The sequence below is a fragment of the Pseudomonas sp. CHM02 genome (assembly GCF_000612585.1).
GTDB lineage: Bacteria > Pseudomonadota > Gammaproteobacteria > Pseudomonadales > Pseudomonadaceae > Aquipseudomonas.
The window spans coordinates 47,266-63,585 of the sequence record NZ_JFCA01000025.1 but is presented as its reverse complement, the minus strand read 5'-3'; the positions used below and the strand labels follow the sequence as shown (position 1 = coordinate 63,585).

14 protein-coding genes are annotated in these 16,320 nt (G+C 61.7%); 5 read left to right on the top strand and 9 right to left on the bottom strand.

Going from position 1 to position 16,320, the window contains the following annotated elements; all coding sequences use genetic code 11:
• Position 1 precedes the first annotated feature (1 nt).
• Both ppnN and BM70_RS0116040 read right to left on the bottom strand, forming a co-directional pair.
• Positions 2-1,375 carry a nucleotide 5'-monophosphate nucleosidase PpnN gene (gene ppnN, locus BM70_RS0116045; protein ID WP_025856956.1) on the bottom strand — a complete coding sequence of 458 codons (1,374 nt, stop codon included), beginning with the start codon at positions 1,373-1,375 and terminating at the stop codon, positions 2-4.
• 150 nt (positions 1,376-1,525) lie between these two features.
• On the bottom strand, positions 1,526-2,350 hold the full coding sequence (locus tag BM70_RS0116040; RefSeq protein WP_025856955.1) for an aspartyl/asparaginyl beta-hydroxylase domain-containing protein: 825 nt from the start codon (positions 2,348-2,350) through the stop codon (positions 1,526-1,528).
• A gap of 310 nt (positions 2,351-2,660) precedes the next feature.
• Between BM70_RS0116040 and fabV the strand changes: the two genes are divergently transcribed.
• The gene (gene fabV, locus BM70_RS0116035; protein WP_025856954.1) at positions 2,661-3,854 is read left to right on the top strand and encodes an enoyl-ACP reductase FabV; all 1,194 of its coding nucleotides are present in this window, start codon (positions 2,661-2,663) and stop codon (positions 3,852-3,854) included.
• 68 nt (positions 3,855-3,922) lie between these two features.
• Here fabV and BM70_RS0116030 read toward each other — a convergent pair whose 3' ends face one another.
• The gene (locus tag BM70_RS0116030; protein ID WP_025856953.1) at positions 3,923-4,828 is read right to left on the bottom strand and encodes a LysR family transcriptional regulator; all 906 of its coding nucleotides are present in this window, start codon (positions 4,826-4,828) and stop codon (positions 3,923-3,925) included.
• Between the two features lie 102 nt (positions 4,829-4,930).
• On the opposite strand from BM70_RS0116030, the gene BM70_RS0116025 reads away from it, so the two are divergent.
• On the top strand, positions 4,931-6,100 hold the full coding sequence (locus tag BM70_RS0116025) for an aspartate aminotransferase family protein (protein ID WP_025856952.1): 1,170 nt from the start codon (positions 4,931-4,933) through the stop codon (positions 6,098-6,100).
• A gap of 120 nt (positions 6,101-6,220) precedes the next feature.
• On the opposite strand, the gene punR is transcribed toward BM70_RS0116025, so the two are convergent.
• Positions 6,221-7,135 carry a DNA-binding transcriptional activator PunR gene (gene punR, locus BM70_RS0116020; RefSeq protein ID WP_025856951.1) on the bottom strand — a complete coding sequence of 305 codons (915 nt, stop codon included), beginning with the start codon at positions 7,133-7,135 and terminating at the stop codon, positions 6,221-6,223.
• A 122-nt stretch (positions 7,136-7,257) separates the two neighbouring features.
• On the opposite strand from punR, the gene punC reads away from it, so the two are divergent.
• The gene (gene punC, locus BM70_RS0116015) at positions 7,258-8,442 is read left to right on the top strand and encodes a purine nucleoside transporter PunC (protein ID WP_025856950.1); all 1,185 of its coding nucleotides are present in this window, start codon (positions 7,258-7,260) and stop codon (positions 8,440-8,442) included.
• 127 nt (positions 8,443-8,569) lie between these two features.
• On the opposite strand, the gene BM70_RS0116010 is transcribed toward punC, so the two are convergent.
• Positions 8,570-9,403: a hypothetical protein gene (locus BM70_RS0116010; RefSeq protein WP_025856949.1), complete on the bottom strand. Its 834-nt coding sequence runs from the start codon at positions 9,401-9,403 to the stop codon at positions 8,570-8,572.
• Between the two features lie 157 nt (positions 9,404-9,560).
• Between BM70_RS0116010 and BM70_RS0116005 the strand changes: the two genes are divergently transcribed.
• Positions 9,561-11,063: a nucleobase:cation symporter-2 family protein gene (locus BM70_RS0116005; RefSeq protein WP_025856948.1), complete on the top strand. Its 1,503-nt coding sequence runs from the start codon at positions 9,561-9,563 to the stop codon at positions 11,061-11,063.
• 106 nt (positions 11,064-11,169) lie between these two features.
• Here the strand turns inward: BM70_RS0116005 and BM70_RS0116000 are convergent, their stop codons facing one another.
• From BM70_RS0116000 to BM70_RS0115985, 4 genes are all read right to left on the bottom strand, one after another.
• Positions 11,170-11,910, bottom strand: coding sequence for a YciK family oxidoreductase (locus tag BM70_RS0116000; RefSeq protein ID WP_025856947.1), 741 nt, complete (start codon positions 11,908-11,910; stop codon positions 11,170-11,172).
• A gap of 188 nt (positions 11,911-12,098) precedes the next feature.
• The gene (gene mupP, locus BM70_RS0115995; RefSeq protein WP_025856945.1) at positions 12,099-12,770 is read right to left on the bottom strand and encodes an N-acetylmuramic acid 6-phosphate phosphatase MupP; all 672 of its coding nucleotides are present in this window, start codon (positions 12,768-12,770) and stop codon (positions 12,099-12,101) included.
• Between the two features lie 4 nt (positions 12,771-12,774).
• Positions 12,775-13,473, bottom strand: coding sequence for a bifunctional 2-polyprenyl-6-hydroxyphenol methylase/3-demethylubiquinol 3-O-methyltransferase UbiG (gene ubiG, locus BM70_RS0115990; RefSeq protein ID WP_025856944.1), 699 nt, complete (start codon positions 13,471-13,473; stop codon positions 12,775-12,777).
• 64 nt (positions 13,474-13,537) lie between these two features.
• Positions 13,538-14,869, bottom strand: coding sequence for a TRZ/ATZ family hydrolase (locus BM70_RS0115985; RefSeq protein WP_025856943.1), 1,332 nt, complete (start codon positions 14,867-14,869; stop codon positions 13,538-13,540).
• Positions 14,870-14,977: 108 nt separating this feature from the next.
• On the opposite strand from BM70_RS0115985, the gene mtnA reads away from it, so the two are divergent.
• A complete protein-coding gene (mtnA, locus tag BM70_RS0115980) occupies positions 14,978-16,054 on the top strand; it encodes an S-methyl-5-thioribose-1-phosphate isomerase (protein ID WP_025856942.1) in 1,077 nt (358 codons plus the stop codon).
• Positions 16,055-16,320 lie beyond the last annotated feature (266 nt).

Sequence of the window (16,320 nt, the reverse complement as noted above, 5' to 3'; positions counted from 1 at the left end):
TTCATTGCACCACGCGGTAGCACGGCACATAGGCCGCGCCGCCCGGCAATTTCATGCGGTGCTGGGCGACGAAGGCCTGCAGCAGTTCGTCCAGCGGTTTCATGATGGCCGGGTCGCCGTGGATCTCATACGGGCCGTTCTGCTCGATCAGGCGGATGCCCTTGTCCTTGACGTTACCCGCCACGATCCCCGAGAACGCACGGCGCAAGTTGGCGGCGAGTTCGTGGGGCGGCAGCGCGTGGCTCAATTGCAGGCTGGCCATGTTTTCGTGGGTCGGGTCGAACGGGCGCTGGAAGCCCTCGTCGATCTTCAGCAGCCAGTTGAAGTGGAACGCGTCGTTGCGCTCGCGGCGGAACTGCTTCACTGCCTTGAGGCCCGCGGTCATCTGGCGCGCCACTTCGGCCGGGTCGTCGATGATGATCTGGTAATGCGCCTGCGCCGCTTCACCCAGGGTGGCACCGACGAACGCGTGCAGTTGCTGCAGGTACGGCGCGGCGTGTTTCGGCCCGGTAAGGATGACCGGGAAGGGCAGGTCGCGGTTGTCCGGATGCATCAGGATGCCCAGCAGGTACAGGAACTCCTCTGCCGTGCCGGCACCGCCCGGGAAGATGATGATGCCGTGGCCGACGCGCACGAACGCTTCCAGGCGCTTTTCGATGTCCGGCAAGATCACCAGCTCGTTGACGATCGGGTTCGGCGCTTCGGCCGCGATGATGCCCGGCTCGGTCAGGCCCAGGTAGCGCCCGCCGGTGATGCGTTGCTTGGCGTGGGAAATGGTCGCGCCTTTCATCGGACCTTTCATCACACCAGGGCCACAGCCAGTGCACACGTCGAGGCTGCGCAGGCCCAGCTCGTGGCCGACTTTCTTGGTGTATTTGTATTCTTCGGTATTGATCGAGTGCCCGCCCCAGCACACCACGATTTTCGGCTCGACGCCCGGACGCAGCGTACGGGCGTTGCGCAGCAGGTGGAACACGTAGTCGGTGATGCCCTGGGAGTTGCTCAGGTCGATGCGCTGGCTGTCGAGTTCGTTCTCGGTGTAGACGATGTCGCGCAGGGCGCTGAACAGCATTTCGCGGGTGCTGGCGATCATTTCGCCATCGACGAAGGCGTCGGCCGGGGCGTTCAGCAGTTCGAGGCGCACGCCGCGGTCCTGCTGGTGGATGCGCACTTCAAAGTCTTTGTAGGCGTCGAGGATGGTCTTGGCGTTGTCGATGTGCGCGCCGGTGTTGAGGATCGCCAGGGCGCACTGGCGGAACAGGGTGTAGATGCTGCCGGTACCGGCTTCGCTCAGTTGCTGGACTTCACGTTGGGACAGGGTTTCGAGGCTGCCCTTGGGGCTGACGGAGGCGTTGATGACTTGACGTTGGGGCATTCTGATTCCTTGAAAGCACAGCCACCGCGCCCTCAGGGGGCCGCGATGGCTTGAGAATGGTGGGCGCCGAATTCGGTCGCACGAGACGGTTGTTTACCTCAGGCGCAACGCCGAGCGCAAACACCGTCCAGCACCATCATGCCGCAGAACTCACTGAATCAGCTTCCAGTTTTTGTAGAAAACCCGACGCAGGGTAAAGACCAGGCCGGCAAACCCGGCGATCACGGCATTGAGCACCAGGGGCACCGGGGTCGGCCGCACGATGTCGATGAACAGGCAGTAACGCTTTGCATCGTTTTTATTGAAGGACGCATGCATCAGCGTGTCATCGAAGATAAACAGCGGGTCGTCGTGCCAGTAGTGCTTGTGCTTGCCTACCTGGATGTACACGCCTTCGTGATGGGGCGCCGGAGCCATGTTGTAGAGCACGCGGAACATCATGCGCAGGGGGCCGAAGTGAAATGATGTCGAGCGGTTTTCATTGAACACCGACACGCCAATGGTCTTCACGAAAGGCAGTTTTTCGCGCAGCTTCGGAATGTCCAGGGCGGTCTCGATGGGCCGGCCGTACCATTGGAAGAACAGCATGCCGCGCTTCTTCTCGGCCATGCGTTCGTCCAGGTAACCGATGATTTCCTCCTTGTGGGCCATGGCGTCATTGATCACCTGTTGCAGGTCTTCGCGCCAGGCCGGTGGCAGGTCGCGCATCGTATACACGTGGCGATTACGCGAGCTCAACAAATCGAACAGGGTATTGAACGGCGCCAGCAGCCAGGTGTTGCGGCCACTGCCGATAAAGTATTTCTTGATGGTCGGCGTGTCATACAGGCCGTTTCGCAGGAAGTCGTAGACACCGCAGACCACGACCAGGCCGAGAAACACCAGCGTGGTCTCGGGGAACACATCAATGATCAGCAGTACACCGAGTACCCAGGCGACCGATACCGCTTTTTTGCGCAAAGCAGGCTTATTCATGTAACTCAGCTCCAGCAGGACGCCATTCGACAGGTCCGGATCCGTGGCTGCGAGTGGTGGGGGTTTTGAAACATGTTGAAACAACTGCGTCATGATAAGGCGTTCTGCGCGGCATAGGCGTTTTAAATATTGCGAAATTGTGAAGGCTTTACACAGTTTTTAACCCTGGCTTCGCGGTGTGGATTGGATTTTGTAAACGGAAGATTTGCGACTATCGTGACGCTTCGGTTTTTTGGACGTCATAGACCGGTACGATTGAAGTTGAATGGCCACCACTGGCCTTCGGCACCTTGGAAGAGGCAGAAATTTTATGATCATCAAACCGCGGGTTCGTGGCTTTATCTGTGTGACCGCTCACCCTGTTGGCTGTGAAGCGAACGTCAAGGAGCAGATCGACTACGTAACTGAGCACGGCGCCATCGAAGGCGGCCCGAAAAAGGTGCTGGTCCTCGGCGCTTCCACAGGCTATGGCCTGGCCGCGCGCATCAGTGCTGCGTTTGGCTGCGGCGCCGACACCCTGGGCGTGTTTTTTGAGAAAGAAGGCGAAGAAGGCAAGCTGAGCTCCGCCGGCTGGTACAACAGCGCTGCGTTCGAGAAGTTTGCCGTCGAAAAAGGCCTGTACGCCAAGAGCATCAACGGCGACGCGTTCTCCGACGAGATCAAGCGCCTGACCATCGAAACCATCAAGAAAGACCTGGGCAAGATCGACCTGGTTGTCTACAGCCTGGCCGCGCCACGCCGTACCGACCCGCAAGGCGTGGTGCACAACTCCACCCTCAAGCCGATCGGCAAGGCTGTGACCCTGCGCGGTATCAACACCGACAAAGGCGTTGTGGTCGACACCACCCTTGAGCCTGCTACCCAGGAAGAAATCGACGGCACCGTGAAAGTCATGGGCGGCGAAGACTGGCAGCTGTGGATCGATGCCCTGCGTGACGCCGACGTGCTGGCCGAAGGCGCCAAGACCACCGCGTTCACCTACCTCGGCGAGAAGCTGACCCAGGACATCTACTGGAACGGCTCCATCGGCGAAGCCAAGAAAGACTTGGACAAGAAAGTCCTGACCCTGCGCGACAACCTCGCGGCGCTCAAGGGCGACGCCCGTGTGTCGGTGCTCAAGGCCGTGGTCACCCAGGCCAGCTCGGCCATCCCGATCATGCCGCTGTACCTGTCGCTGCTGTTCAAGGTGATGAAAGAGCAGGGCACCCACGAAGGTTGCATCGAGCAAGTCTATGGCCTGTTCAAGGACAGCCTGTACGGCAGCCAGCCTAAACTCGACGCTGACGGCCGCCTGCGTGCCGACCTGGCCGAGCTGGAACCGAAGGTCCAGGACGCCGTGGCAGCCCTGTGGAACCAGGTCACCGACGACAACGTCAACGAGATCAGCGATTTCGCCGGCTACAAGGCTGAGTTCCTGCGTCTGTTCGGCTTTGAAATCGACGGCGTGGACTACGAGGCTGATGTGAATCCGACCGTGAAGATCAACGGTCTGATCCAGGCCTGAGTCATCCGGTTTGAGAAAGCGGCCCTTCGGGGCCGTTTTTTATTGCCTGTGAGTTGGGCGTGGGGCTTCTAGCGCGCCCACTTTTCCATGGCGAAATCTACAAAGGCGCGTAGCTTGGGCAGGCGATAACGATCCTGGCCGTAGAGCAGGTGCATGGGGCGGCTGGGCAGTCGATAGGCGGTTAACAAGGCCACCAGCTTGCCGCTCTCCAGGTCCGGCTGCACCAGGGCATCGGCGAGCATGATGATGCCCATGCCGTTCACCGCCGCCTGGCGCAAGCCTTGCGAGCTGTTGATGGTCAATGAACCGGACACCGGCACCTCCTGCTCGCCGCCATCGCCGGTCATGCGCCAGAGTTTTTCGGAGTCGCGCCAGTTGTCACTCGCCGGGTAGGCAAACGCCAGGCAGTCGTGCTGCTGCAGGTCGTCGGGTGTCTGCGGCGTGCCGCGTCGCGCCAGGTAGGCCGGTGACGCGCACAGGGTCAGCGTGTAGTCCTGCATTGGCCTGGCGATCAGGCTGGACGTTTCCAGTTCGCCGAGCCGGATCGCCACGTCGAAGCCGCTGTCGACCAAGTCCATCCGCTCATTGCTCAGCACCACGTACAGGTTGATCAGCGGGTAGCGCCGGGAAAACTCGCTCAAGGCCGGCGTAAGGCGTTCGGTGCCGAACACGGGGGGCGCGGTGATGCGCAGGGTGCCCTTGGGGACATCGCTGTGGGCTTGTTCAGCCAGTTGCTCGGAGTCGGCCACCAACCCCAACACCTCCAGGCAGCGCTGGTAATACTGCCCGCCAAACTCCGTGAGGCTTTGCTTGCGCGTGGTGCGCTTGAGCAGGCTGACGCCCAGGCGCTGCTCCAGAGCGCGCAGGTGGTTGCCGACCATGGTGGTCGACATCCCACAGGCTTGGGCCGCCGCCGTCATGCTGCCGGTCTCGACCACTTTCACGTACACCGACATTGCCTGGAACAGGTCCATTATCAAGTCCTGGTTTAAAGTCATTGGAGGTATGCGCAGTTTATCCAGCCCGGGTGGCTAACGATACTGCAGCCATCACTACGATGCACTGGAGCCCGCACCATGACCGCCGCCTGCCTGATGACCACCTACCAACCCTTGGCCCTGAGCTTCACCCGCGGCCTGGGCACGCGCCTGTGGGACCAGCAGGGCCGCGAATACCTGGACGCGGTGGCCGGTGTGGCGGTGACCAATGTCGGTCACTCGCATCCCCGGTTGGTGACGGCGATCAGCGAGCAGGCTGGCTTGCTGTTACATACCTCCAACCTCTACAGCATCGACTGGCAGCAACGGCTGGCCCAGCGCCTCACCCAGCTGTCTGGCCTGGACCGCGCCTTCTTCAACAATTCCGGTGCCGAAGCCAACGAAACCGCGCTGAAGCTGGCACGGCTGCAGGGCTGGAAAAAGGGCATTGAAGAACCGTTGGTGGTGGTGATGGAAAACGCTTTTCATGGCCGCACACTGGGCACGATGGCCGCCAGCGACGGGCCCTCGGTGCGCCTGGGCTTCCAACGTTTGCCGGGGGATTTTCTCAAGGTGGGTTTCGGCGATATCGCCGCGATCGAAGCCATCACGAAGGCATTCGGCTCGCGCATCGCGGCGGTCCTGCTGGAGCCGGTCCAAGGGGAAAGTGGCGTGCTGCCAGCGCCGCCGGGCTACCTGCAAGCGCTGCGTGATCATTGCACGCGCCACGGCTGGCTGATGATGCTGGATGAAATCCAGACCGGCATCGGCCGCACCGGCGCCTGGTTCGCCTTCCAGCATGAAGGCATTGTCCCGGACGTGATGACCCTGGCCAAAGGCCTCGGCAATGGCGTGCCGATTGGCGCCTGCCTGGCCCGGAGCGCGGTGGCCCAGTTGTTCACGCCGGGCAGTCACGGCAGCACCTTCGGCGGCAACCCCTTGGCGTGTCGGGTCGGGTGCACCGTGCTGGAGATCATCGAAGAGCAAGGCTTGCTGCAGAACGCGGCGCAGCAGGGTGAGCGCTTGCTGGCGCGGTTGCGGGTGGCGTTGAGTGAGCACCCGCAGGTACGGGCGATTCGCGGGCGGGGGTTGATGATAGGTATTGAGCTGACCCACCCTTACCGGGACCTGGCCCAGCGTGCCGCTCAGGAGCATGGGTTGTTGATCAACGTGACGCGCGGCAAGGTCATCCGCCTGTTGCCGCCACTGACCCTGGATGCCAAGGAGGTCGAGATGATCGTGCGAGCCATTACCCGTCTATTGGATTGAAATACACTCAAACTATGGGAGCGGGCTTGCCCGCGATAGCGGTGTATCAGTCGAAATATTGGCAAACTGACACGCCGCCATCGCGGGCAAGCCCGCTCCCACAGGGGATCTCCATGATTGTCAGGGATCGTTTCCGTTCAGCCACTCCTGGTTCATCGTCTCGGTATCCCCTAAATACTCCAACAGCCACGCCATGGCCGGCGAAAGCTTGCTCTGCGCCCATGCCACACACGACGGGCTGGCCGGAAACGGCCGGCTCAACTGCAGTGCCACCAGTTCACCGCGTTCGATCCACGGCAGTACCTGATGCGCCGGCGCCATGCCGACGCACAGGCCGTCGCGCAAGCAATCGATGGCCGAGGCCCAGTTCGGCACCACCAGGCGCCTTTGGTTATCCAGGGTCCAGGTGTCGCGCTTGGGCAGGTTGCGCGAGGTGTCGGTCATGCACAGCGAGGCAAAGGGGCGCAGTTGATCGTCACTCAGTAACCCTTCGACGCTCGCCAGCGGGTGTCGCGCGCTGACCACGCACAGCCAGTTCAACAAGCCCATGTCGCGAAAGGTAAAACGGCTGGCCACCGGCACCGCGCTGGTGGCGCCGATCACAATGTCGGTGCGTTCATCTGCCAGGGCATCCCACACCCCGTTGTACACCTCGTACTCCAGCAGCAGTTCGACCTCGGGAAACTGCCGATAGAAATCCAATACCAACTGTCGGCAGCGCTGGGGTTTGACGATGGAGTCCACTGCGACCTTCAACTGGCCACTCCAGCCATTGGCAACCTGTTGGCACAGGCGCCGCGTGCCGAGCATTTTTTTCATCACGCCACGGGCTTCGTCGATAAACAGGCGACCGGCGGGGGTGAGCTCGACGTCGCGGTGGCGTCGCACGAACAGCGGCACCGCCAGCCACTCTTCAAGCTGACGCACCGTATAGCTGATGGCCGACGGTACCCGATGCAGTTCCTGGGCGGCGGCACTGAAACTGCCATGCCGCGCCACGGCATCGACCACATCCAGGGAATATTCGGACCACATGGCGGATGCCTTCAAATTTATTGATGATAGTGTCCAATTATTATCGCTTCACACACAAATTGTCAGCTTCATAATGGGCGACAGTCAGCAAATAGTTTGATGGCAGGATTAGCAAGGCTTCGATGAAAAATTCTTTTGGTTTCACCGCGTATCTGGCGGGGCTGAGCATGCTCGGTTACCTCGCCATGGACATGTACTTGCCGGCGTTCGGCGCCATGGGCGAGCAGTTGCAGATTGGCGCTGGTGCGGTGGGCGCCAGCTTGAGTATCTTCCTCGCCGGTTTTGCGGTGGGGCAGTTGTTGTGGGGGCCGTTGTCCGATCGCCTGGGGCGCAAGCCCATCTTGCTGGTCGGCCTGAGTCTGTTTGTGCTGGGCTGCGCGGGCATGTTCTGGGTCGAGACTGCGCCGCAACTGCTGGCGTTGCGCTTTATCCAGGCGATCGGCGTGTGTTCCGCCGCCGTAAGCTGGCAGGCCCTGGTGATCGACCGCTACCCGGCCGACAAGGCCCATCGTGTGTTCGCCAGCATCATGCCGCTGATGTCGTTGTCGCCTGCGCTCGCACCGCTGTTGGGCGCGATGATGCTCAATCACTTCGGTTGGCAGGCGATCTTCGGCGTCTTGCTGGGAGTGTCGGTGCTGTTGCTGCTGCCCACTGTATTCCTGCGCGGCATGCCGAAACGCCAGGCAGAGGAGCGCGAACCAGTGCGCCTCGGTTACGGGCAGTTGCTTGTGTCTCGCGTGTTTACCGGCAATGTGATGATTTTCGCCGCTTGCTCGGCCAGTTTCTTCGCCTGGCTGACCGCGTCGCCGTTCATCCTCGGCGGCATGGGCTACAGCCCCAATGACATCGGCCTGAGCTACGTGCTGCCGACCCTGGCTTTTCTGGTCGGAGGCTACAGTTGCCGCAGTGCCTTGCAGCACTTGCCGGGCAAGACGCTGCTGCCTTGGCTGTTGCTGGCTTACTGCATCAGCATGGTGGCGTTGTACCTGGTCGCCACCTTGACCGTGCCAACCCTCACCACCTTGTTGATTCCGTTCTGCCTGATGGCGCTGTGCAACGGTGCCAGTTACCCCATCGTGGTGGCGAATGCGCTGATGCCCTTTTCGGAAAATTCCGGCAAGGCAGCGGCCCTGCAAAACACCCTGCAACTGGGCCTGTGTTTTCTCAGCAGCCTGCTGGTGTCGTCGATGCTCGACCAGCCACTGCTGATTACCGTGATCGTGATGCTGGCGACCGCGCCACTGGCGGTGTTGGGTTACTGGCTGGCGCGGCCGAAAACCGATCGCTCCGAACTGGCTCGAATCTGAAGTGACAACGCGGTCAAAACTGTGGGAGCTGGCTTGCCTGCGATAGCATCGGCTCGGTGTACCTGATGCACCGAGTCGCTCGCATCGCAGGCAAGCCAGCTCCCACAGGTTGATTGGGTTTCTTCAGTCAGAAGGTGATTTCCATATTCACCGTCGGCGTCGATGTGCGGCTACCCCGGCCGCCATCTACGCCGAACTTGTTATGCCAATACTCGTAACCCACCCCAAGGTAAAGGTTTGGCTTGACGCTTTTGCCCGGTCGCACCGCCACCATCAGCGCGGTGCGCATCAGGGTTTCCGGCGCAGTGTCGCGGCCGTGGTAGTCCTCGCCTTTCTCCCCGACGTAATTGATGAACCCCTGGAATTTTGCCGCGTGGTTGGCGATCTCGAACGGCCGCATCCAGGTCAGGTTGAGCATGTAGGTGTCATCGAAGGTGTGGTTCGATTCCTGCGCGCCGGGGATACCGGTGTGGTTCCTTTCCTTGTAGTACATCAGGCTCAGGTCCAGCACGCCGACCGTGTTGAACTTCAAGGTCGGGCCGATCACCAGCGCGCGTTTTTTCGCTGAGGCAACGTTGTTGTTGCGGTTGGCGTCGAAACCCAGGGTCAGCGCGTAATCCTTGATCAGGCCGGTGCCCAGCGGCACATCGAATACCCGCGATGCATACAACTGGTGGCGATACACCGCATACACCTCACTCCCGCCATGATCGGTGCCCTTGCGCGGGTCGCGGTTGTCGGACAGGAATACATCAAGGTTGAGGAAATTGCTGCCGTACCGGTAGCCGCTGGCGTGGGTGAAACTGTAGATGCGCTTGCTGAATGCGTCGGGGTTGTTCGGATTGGTGAACTGTTGGCCGTAGCGAAATCCTACGCTGTTGTTCATCCATTCCACCGCGACGGCCTCCCCGCCGCCGAGGAGGGTGAGTGCAACGGTCGCTCCCTGTAATGCCTTTTTCATTGTTCTGGTCCTTTGGCGTTCTGGCTCATCACGGCCGGATTGTTTTTGTAACGCCGATGGAGGGTATCTTGTTAGATTGATTGTATACAACTATATGGACATGCAGTCCAAACATTGCATACAGTGGCCGCACAACAAAAACAGAGAACCCCTCACCATGACTATCCCGAAGGCGTCACCGCAGCGGCCAGAAGATGAGAATCTCGGCGTCGCCGCCAACATGGCTTACGGCCTGCAACATGTGCTCACCATGTACGGCGGCATCGTCGCGGTACCGTTGATCGTCGGCCAGGCGGCGGGTTTGTCGCCGGCGGATATCGGTCTGTTGATCGCCGCGTCGTTGTTTGCCGGTGGCCTGGCCACGCTGTTGCAGACCCTCGGCCTGCCATTTTTCGGCTGTCAGTTGCCGCTGGTGCAGGGCGTCTCGTTTGCCGGTGTGGCAACCATGGTGGCGATTGTCGGCAGCGATGGCGCCGGCGGTGTGCCGGCGATTCTCGGGGCGGTGATGGCTGCGTCGTTAATCGGGCTGTTGATCACGCCGGTGTTCTCGCGGATCACCAAGTTTTTCCCGCCGTTGGTGACGGGCATTGTGATCACCACCATCGGCCTGACCCTGATGCCCGTCGCGGCACGCTGGGCCATGGGCGGCAACAGTCGCGCCGCAGATTTCGGCAGCATGTCCAACATTGGTCTGGCGGCATTGACCCTGGTGCTGGTGTTGCTGCTAAGCAAGATCGGCAGTGCGACCATTTCGCGCCTGTCGATCCTGCTGGCGATGGTGATCGGCACCGTGATCGCGGTGTTCCTCGGCATGGCCGACTTCTCCGGCGTGACCCAGGGGCCGATGTTCGGTTTCCCCACTCCCTTCCATTTCGGCATGCCGACCTTCCATATCGCAGCGATCATTTCCATGTGCATCGTGGTGATGGTGACGTTGGTCGAGACCTCGGCGGACATCCTGGCCGTGGGTGAAATCATCGACACCAAGGTCGACTCCAAACGCCTGGGTGACGGCCTTCGCGCCGACATGTTGTCGAGCATGTTTGCGCCGATCTTCGGTTCGTTCACCCAGAGCGCGTTCGCCCAGAACGTCGGCCTGGTGGCGGTGACCGGGGTGAAGAGCCGCTTCGTGGTGGCCACGGGCGGGCTGTTCCTGGTGATCCTCGGCTTGTTGCCGTTCATGGGGCGCGTGATCGCGGCGGTGCCCACCTCAGTGCTGGGCGGGGCCGGGATTGTGCTGTTCGGCACTGTGGCGGCCAGCGGCATCCGCACCTTGTCCAAGGTGGATTACCGTAACAACATGAACCTGATCATCGTGGCTACATCGATCGGTTTTGGCATGATCCCGATTGCTGCACCGAGCTTCTACGATCACTTCCCGTCCTGGTTTGCGACCATCTTTCACTCGGGGATCAGCTCGTCGGCGATCATGGCGATCCTGCTGAACCTGGCGTTCAACCATTTCACTGCCGGCAACTCGGACCAGCAGTCGGTGTTTGTGGCGGGGACCGAGCGCAGCCTGTGCTTCCGAGATGTGTCGGAACTGCGTGATGGGGATTACTTCAGCGGCGGCAAATTGTTTGATGCCGAAGGCAGGGAGATCCCTTTGGTGGCGGATGCGCCGAGGAAAGCATCCAAGCCGGAAATCACTGAGGTCTGACGCCAACCCCTGTAGGGGCCGGCTTGCCGGCGATAGCGGTGTATCCGTCAACGTTGCGTCAGACAGATTGCTATCGCCGGCAAGCCGGCTCCTACGGGGCGCAGCATTACTGCGCGTCGAACGCCTGGCCGTTGATGCCGGTACTGTCCGGCCCCATCAGGTACAGGTACACCGGCATGATCTCTTCCGGTGCCGGCCGTTCCAACGGGTTTTCCCCTGGATACGCCTGGGCGCGCATGCTGGTGCGCGTACCGCCGGGGTTGATGCTGTTCGAGCGCACCGCCGCCACATCGTCGAGCTCGTCCGCCAGGGTCTGCATCAGGCCCTCGGTAGCAAACTTCGACACGCCATAAGCGCCCCAGTACGCCCGGCCCTTGCGCCCGACGCTGCTGGAGGTGAACACCACCGACGCATCCTGGGACAGTTTGAGCAGCGGCAGCAAGGTGCTGGTCAGCATGAACATCGCGTTGACGTTCACGTGCATGACCCGCATGAAATTCTCACCGGACAACTGCTCGAGCGGTGTGCGCGGGCCGATGATCGACGCGTTGTGCAACAGGCCGTCGAGGTGGCCGAATTCCTTCTCGATCATCGCCGCCAGCTCATCGTACTGATGGGGCAGGGCGGTCTCCAGGTTGAAGGGGATCACCACCGGTTGTGGCTGGCCTGCGGCTTCGATCTCGTCATACACCTGGGCCAGGTTGGCTTCGGTCTTGCCCAGCAGCAATACGGTAGCGCCATGGGCGGCGTAGGTTTTCGCCGCTGCCGCGCCAATCCCGCGACCGGCGCCGGTCACCAGGATCACCCGGCCTTTGAGCAGGTCTGGACGTGCGGAATAATCAAACATAAGCATCCTCGGCAAAAGTTCAGCAGGTTGCAGACAGCAAACTTGAAAGCAACGTTGATCCCCTGTGGGAGCGGGCTTGCTCGCGAATGCGGAGTATCAGGCAGCAAATTTGGTCCTGATAGACCGCCTTCGCGAGCAAGCCCGCTCCCACATTTGGATCTTCATTGGTCAGTAGATTCGGTGAACAATCAGCAACTGCACAGTGCGTTATCCAGCACCTTGCGCAGTTCCAACGGGTGATCCACCACCACATCGGCACCCCAATGACGCGGGTTGTCGTCCGGGTGGATATAGCCGTAGGTGACGGCGGCGGTGCGGGTGCCGGCGTCGCGGCCGGACTCGATATCGCGCAGGTCATCGCCCACGAACAGCACGCTGGCCGGGTCCAGGTCGAGCATCTTGCACGCCAGGATCATCGGCTCCGGGTCCGGCTTGCTGTTCTTCACATGGTCGGGGCAGATCAGCAGCGCCGAGCGCTCGGCCAGGCCCAGTTGCTGCATGATCGGTTCGGCAAAGCGCAGTGGCTTGTTGGTGACCACGCCCCAGATCAGCTTGGCCTTCTCGATGTCTTCCAGCAGCTCGGCCATGCCGTCGAACAGTTTGCTGTGGACCGCGCAGCCTGTGAGGTAGCGCTCGAGGAATTCCTGGCGCAATTCTTCAAAGCCTGGGGATTCCGGGTCCATCGAGAAGGTCACGGCGACCATCGCCCGCGCGCCGCCGGAGATTTCATCGCGGATGTGCTGGGGGTTGACCGGCGTCAGGCCGCGGTCGGCGCGCATGGCCTGGCAGATGGCGATAAAGTCCGGCGCGGTGTCCAGCAGGGTACCGTCCATGTCGAAGAGAACCGCTCGCAACTTCACAGGCTCACTCCTCGCGCAGGGTCTGGATCATGTAGTTGACGTCGACGTCGTTGGCCAGCTTGTAGTGCTTGGTCAGCGGGTTGTAGGTCAGGCCGATGATGTCCTTGACGGTCAGCCCGGCCTGGCGGCTCCAGGCGCCCAGCTCGGAGGGGCGGATGAATTTCTTGAAGTCATGGGTGCCGCGCGGCAGCAGCTTCATGATGTATTCGGCGCCGATGATCGCGAACAGGTAGGCCTTGGGGTTGCGGTTGATGGTGGAGAAGAACACCTGGCCGCCCGGCTTGACCATGCGGAAGCACGCGCGGATGACCGAGGACGGGTCCGGCACGTGTTCGAGCATTTCCAGGCAGGTGACCACGTCGAACTGCTCGGGCAGCTCTTCGGCCAGGGCTTCAGCGGTGATCTGGCGGTACTCGACGTTCACGCCGGATTCCAGCTGGTGCAGTTGGGCCACGGCCAGCGGCGCTTCGCCCATGTCGATACCCATTACGGTCGCGCCGCGCTGGGCCATGGCTTCGCTGAGGATGCCGCCGCCGCAACCGACGTCCAGCACCTTCTTGCCGGCCAGGTTGACGCGTTCGTCGATCCAGTTGACCCGCAGCGGGTTGATGTCGTGCAGGGGCTTGAACTCGCTTTCGCGGTCCCACCAGCGGTGAGCCAGGGCTTCGAATTTGGCGATTTCGGCGTGGTCGACGTTGCTCATGGTGAATCCTCTAAATCTGATAAATCGGTTTGTCAGTCCTGAACACCCGGGTTCAAGATCGGCGTTATTCGCTGTGCCCGCTGATGCGTTGGCCCCAGGCAATGGCCGTGGCGGTCAACTGTTGTTCATCCATGCGGGTCAATTGCCGGTCGTCGAGCAATGGCTTGCCGGCGACCCAAAGGTGTTTCACGCAATCGCGTCCGGTGGCATATATAAGCTGTGAGACCGGATCGTAGATCGGTTGTTGCGCCAGCCCCGACAGATCGAAGGCAACGATATCCGCCGCCTTGCCGACTTCCAGCGAGCCAATCTCGCTTTCCAGGCCCATGGCCCGCGCGCCATTGAGCGTCGCCATGCGCAGGGCGCGATGGGCATCCAGCGCGGTGGCAGAGCCGGCGACGGCCTTGGCCAGCATGGCCGCGGTGCGGGTTTCGCCCAGCAGGTCGAGGTCGTTGTTACTGGCGGCGCCATCGGTGCCGATGGCCACATTCACGCCAGCCTGCCACAGACGCTCCACCGGGCAAAAGCCGCTGGCCAGTTTCAGGTTCGATTCCGGGCAATGGATCACGCTGGTGTTGCTTTCTACCAGCAAAGCCAGGTCGTCCTCGCTGATTTGGGTCATATGAACGGCCTGGAAGCGCGGCCCCAACAGCCCGAGGCGGCCCAGGCGCGCCAGTGGGCGCTCGCCGGTCTGCTCGACCGCTTGCTGCACTTCGAAGGCGGTTTCGTGAACATGCATATGGATCGCCGCGTCCAGCTCTTCGGCGATCACCCGGATTTTTTCCAGGTTGTCATCGCACACCGTATAGGGCGCATGGGGGCCGAAGGTGATCTTGATGCGCGGGTGGTGCTTGAGGTCGCCGAACAGCTCGATGCCCTGGCGCAGGGCCTCGTCGGGCGTGCTGGCGCCGGGAATCGGGAAGTCGAGGATCGGAATCGCGATCTGCGCGCGCATGCCGCTGTTGTGCACGCAATCGCTGGCGACCTTGGGGTAGAAGTACATGTCGGAGAAGCAGGTGATGCCGCCCTTGAGTTGCTCGGCGATGGCCAGGTCGGTGCCGTCGCGTACAAACGCTTCATCGACCCACTTGGCCTCGGCGGGCCAGATGTGCTTTTCCAGCCAGGTCATCAGCGGCAGGTCGTCGGCCAGGCCGCGGAACAAGCTCATCGCCGCGTGCCCGTGGGCGTTGATCAGGCCGGGGCTGAGCAGCATGCCCGGCAGCTCGCGCACTTCGGTGGCCGCGAGCTTGAGCGCCGCCGCCCGTGGCCCGATAAAGGCGATGCGCCCATCACGAATGCCCAGGCCATGTTCCTTGAGCACCACACCAGCGGGTTCGACAGGCACCAGCCATGTTGGCAGCAACAATAAGTCGAGCGGGGCGGCAGTGGCGGTCATCGCAGGCTTCTTCCCAGGCAGCTATAAAAGAAGGGCGAAGTATACCCGAGCGTCCTGGCTGGCGGATCGCTATAATCGGCGGCTTTGTTCATGAGTGCGGAGTAAGGGATGCGCGATCGACTGTTGGCAGCGGAGAAGGTGAAGGCCATCGATTGGCGTGATGGCGCGCTGTACCTGCTCGATCAGCGTGCCTTGCCGTCCCGGGAAAGCTGGGTGGCCTGCGTCACGGTCGATGACGTGGCGGCGGCCATCCGTTCGATGGTGGTGCGCGGCGCACCGGCCATTGGCATCAGCGCTGCGTATGGCCTGGTGCTGGCCGCCCGAGAGCGGATCGCCGAGGGCGGTGACTGGCAAGCCGCCTGGGAAGAAGACTACGCACTTTTAGCCGACGCCCGCCCCACCGCGTCGAACCTGTTCTGGGCGTTGAAGCGCATGCGCGACCGCCTGGACCGCGTCAAAAAACACGCCGATCCGCTGGCGGTGCTGGAAGCCGAGGCGATTGCGATCCACGAAAGTGATCGCGAAGCCAACCTGACCATGGCCCAACTGGGCGTCGAGCTGATCCGCAAGCACCAGGGCAATGCCCAGGCCATCCTCACCCATGGCAATGCAGGCGCCCTGGCGACGGGTGGCGTGGGGACGGCGCTTGGAGTGATTCGCGCAGCTTACCTGGAGGGTATGGTCGAGCAGGTCTACGCCAATGAAACCCGGCCCTGGCTGCAAGGTTCGCGGCTGACCGCCTGGGAACTGGCGGGCGAGGGCATCCCGGTGACGGTGAATGCCGATTCGGCGGGGGCGCATATCCTCAAGACCAAAGGCGTGACCTGGGTGATCGTCGGCGCCGATTGCATCGCCGCCAATGGCGACTTGATCAGCAAGATCGGTACCTACCAGTTGGCGGTGTGCGCCATGCACCACGGCGTGCGGTTCATGGTGGTGGCGCCGAGTTCGACCCTGGACATGATGATGGCGACTGGCGATGACGTAGCGCTGGAAGAGCGCGACGCCGGTGAGTTGCTGGAAGTCGCCGGCCAGCGCTTCGCGGCGGATGTAGCCGCCTTCAATCCGGTGTTTGACGTGACCCCGGCCGACCTGATCGACGTGATCGTGACCGAAAAAGGCATCGTTGAACGGCCGGACACCGCCAGGCTGGCCAAGTTGATGTGCCGTAAACGCCTGCATTAAGCCAATTTTCCCCCGAAATCGGGCTTGGATCCAGCTCTGAGCCCCTCTCGTCGCCCTCAAGCCTGTCATCCGTCAACTTACTATGCTCCATGCGCATCAGGGGGATAGGTGCGTGGCGGCGATTGTGATAACATCCGGCGGTTTCCAGGGTTGCCCCGAGGGGTGGCCTATAACGTGCAGATCCGTGTCATAACTCGTTGATTTGTCGTAAGTCGTTGTCAGGCACTTTGCCGGCGGCGGCGAGCTTCGTTCGTCCCATATGGATG